A 3,453-nucleotide genomic window follows, 5' to 3' on the forward strand; every position below is an offset into this window, starting at 1 on the left:
CCACAGCGATTGGTTCTATGAAGATCAAGTTCATCTGACCCCAGAAGGACGGATTGGTTATACGAAACTGCTTTATGAAACATTAGTTAAAGATCAGTAAAAAATGCTAGACACTTTTCATAATCGGAAAGTGTCTAGCATTTTTAATTTTGCTCTTCATAATGTTTCATCCACTTCGGCAATTGACTGCTGAGCTTGGTGGGCAAGACTACATAATCACTTTGGTAGAGGGCATCGCCGATTTTACTGTGGAGATAAACCGCGGCAGCAATGGTGGTGCTGTTTTTAGGAAACTGACCGAGAAATGCTGCGATAAGACCGGCTAAAGTGTCACCGGTACCTCCTGTAGCCATGCCAGGATTTCCTAATGGATTTTGATACATTTGATGGTGACCATAAATTTCTGTGCGATGACTTTTTACTACAATTGTCCCACCAATTAAAGCTTGAATTTTTTGATTGTTCTCTTGGCTCTGCTCTTTAATCGGAATTTTGCTCAGACGTTGCCACTCCATTTGATGAGGTGTTAAAACGACAGTTTCAGGATAGCGGAGTTTTTCTGCTAATTTTGTTACTGAAGTTGCGGCTAATAAAGTAAGGGCAGAACCATCTAAAATCAGCCATTGTTCTGGACGGCGTTTTTGTAAGAGAAAGTTCAGCAATTTTCGAGCCGTTTCTGTTTCTCCTAGACCGGGACCGGCTAAAACGACATCAGCGGTTTCAATGGCTTGTTCCACTGCGGCAAAATCTTGCCAGTCTACAACCATCGCTTCCGGGCGCCGGGTGTGCAAAGGGGCATGATTTGGGCTGGCGGTGACGACGGTGGTTAGGCCGGCACCAGCTAAGATGCAGCTTTCTGTGGCCATAATAATTGCACCACCGTAATGAGCGTCACCGCCAATTAACGTTACATGACCAAAATTGCCTTTATGACTTATTGCGGGTCGTTTTTGAATGACGGTTTTGACTAAGCTTTCGCTAATGGTTTCCACTCCTACCACCTCTTGAATCATTTCTTTTGATTATATCACGATAACCAAATCTAGGGGAAAACCCAGAATTTTCGGAGAGCTTGTTTGTCATTTTTAAGGAAGAAGTGTATCATGGAAAAGGAAAATAGTACCATTTGTACTTATAAACTGGAGGGAATAACATGTCTATCGATTGGAAAAAAGAAGTAGAACAACGCAAAGATGCGTTACTTGATGACTTAGTTGAATTGCTGAAAGTGAAAAGTGATCGAGAAGACGACAAAGCGACAAAAGATGCGCCATTTGGCCCAGGACCTAAAAATGCCTTGATCCACATGCTAGGTTACGGTGAACGAGATGGATTCACTGTGAAAAATGTAGACAACTATGCAGGGCATATTGAATATGGCGAAGGAGACGAAACCCTAGGCCTATTTTGCCACATGGACGTGGTACCAGCCGGTGATGGTTGGGATACCGATCCTTATGTGCCAGTAATCAAAGACAACAAAATCTTTGCTCGGGGTTCTTCTGATGACAAAGGCCCAAGTATTGCCGCTTACTACGGTTTGAAAATCATCAAAGAACTAGGTTTGCCATTGTCTAAAAAAGTCCGGATTGTAGTTGGTACTGATGAAGAATCTGGCTGGGGCGATATGGAATACTACTTCAAACATGAAGAAAAACCAGACTTCGGTTTCTCACCAGATGCCGAATTCCCAATTATCAATGGTGAAAAAGGAAATGTAACGATTACCATGCATTTCGACGGCACGAATGCAGGTAGCTTTGTTTTGGAAAGCTTTGATTCCGGCTTACGGGAAAATATGGTACCGGGTACGGCTACTGCTGTCATTACCGTAGACGATAGTTCAGTAATCGAAGGCCTTGCTGTAGCCTTTGAAGATTATTTGAAAGAAGTTAATTTAAAAGGCGAATTAGTCGCTGAAGATCAATTGGTGAAAATCAGCCTAGTTGGTAAAGGTGCTCACGGCGCTAGCCCTCAAATCGGAATCAACGCTGGCACGTTCTTAGCTACATTCTTAGATCGTTATGATTTTGCAGCCGGAGCGAAAAACTTCCTACACACCGCAGCAGCCTATGTTCATGAAGACTTCTACGGTGAAAAACTAGGAGTAGCTAAAGAAGACGAACGCATGGGTAAGCTAACCATGAATGCTGGGATTTTGAAATTTGGTCCTGACTTTGAGGATAACATCATTACGTTAAACTTCCGTTACCCAACAGGCGTTACTGGCGACAGCTTACAAAAAGCCATTAGCGATTTACTAGGTGATACTGGTAAAGCAACAAAAGGCGATCGGGATATGCCGGCTCACTACGTACCAATGGATGATCCATTGGTGGCTACCTTGTTACAAGTTTACGAAGACCATACAGGTGAAAAAGGTTATGAACAAGTAATCGGTGGCGGAACATTCGGTCGCTTGTTAGAACGAGGCGTAGCGTATGGGGCAATGTTCCCTAACTACACGGACACAATGCACCAAGCCAATGAATTTATGAGCTTGGATGATTTGTTCAACTCTGCTGTAATTTTTGCAGATGCAATTTACCGTTTGGCAAAATAAAGCAACAGTTTGAAGTATAGAATAAGCTAAAAAGGTTATGGCGTAGAGGAGAGATCCTTTTGCCATAACCTTTTTTCTATTTTAAACTCATTACTTCAAGAGCTTTGCTAAGCAACGAGTTTAGTGAGTATATGACTAAAACTGAAAGGTATCCTATAAATAGAAACCATTCGCCAAAGTTTATTCCTTCGGGTATCATAAGAGTGACAACGGTTTCGTTTTGAGGAGGAAGAAACATGGCCTACATTGAAATGCTAGATAGCTATAAACGGTATAAAACTGGGGATACGGTAATTACTGCCAATGATGGCATTACTTTTGGCATCGAAAAAGGGGAACTAGTGGTGATTTTAGGAGCCTCTGGTGCGGGAAAATCTACAGTTTTGAATATTCTAGGGGGAATGGATACCAACGATGAAGGACAAGTTATCATCGACGGCAATGACATTGCCAACTATAATGCCAAACAATTGACCACTTATCGCCGAAATGAAGTAGGTTTTGTCTTCCAATTTTATAATCTGGTAGCCAATTTAACTGCAAAAGAGAATGTAGAACTGGCATCAGAAATCGTGCCAACTGCTATGGATCCTGAAGCTGTTTTAAAAGATGTAGGACTAGGAGAGCGCATGGATAATTTTCCGGCTCAACTTTCCGGTGGGGAACAACAACGAGTGGCCATTGCTCGAGCGGTGGCGAAAAATCCTAAATTACTTTTATGTGATGAACCTACCGGGGCGCTAGATTATCGTACCGGTAAACAAGTACTGAAAATTTTGCAAGATAAAAGTCGTTTAGATGGTACTACCGTAGTAATTGTTACCCATAACGTAGCCATTGCGCCGATTGCCGATCGTCTAATCGAAATTCATGATGGCAAAGTGAAAAGC

Annotated in this window: 3 protein-coding genes; 2 read left to right on the forward strand and 1 reads right to left on the reverse strand. The window is 42.3% G+C overall.

Annotated features, from left to right (window positions below):
• Positions 1–143: 143 nt before the first annotated feature.
• Positions 144–992, reverse strand: a complete 849-nt coding sequence (locus tag AB5754_RS12560) for an NAD(P)H-hydrate dehydratase (RefSeq protein WP_368251145.1) — start codon at positions 990–992, stop codon at positions 144–146.
• A gap of 161 nt (positions 993–1,153) precedes the next feature.
• Between AB5754_RS12560 and pepV the strand changes: the two genes are divergently transcribed.
• Positions 1,154–2,563 carry a dipeptidase PepV gene (gene pepV / locus AB5754_RS12565; RefSeq protein WP_368251144.1) on the forward strand — a complete coding sequence of 470 codons (1,410 nt, stop codon included), beginning with the start codon at positions 1,154–1,156 and terminating at the stop codon, positions 2,561–2,563.
• Positions 2,564–2,799: 236 nt separating this feature from the next.
• On the forward strand, positions 2,800–3,453 hold a 654-nt coding region (locus AB5754_RS12570), incomplete at its 3' end, for an ABC transporter ATP-binding protein (RefSeq protein ID WP_368259635.1).

The sequence above is a fragment of the Enterococcus sp. 2201sp1_2201st1_C11_2201SCRN_220225 genome (genome assembly GCF_040925905.1).
GTDB classification, from domain to species: Bacteria; Bacillota; Bacilli; order Lactobacillales; family Enterococcaceae; genus Enterococcus_C; species Enterococcus_C asini_A.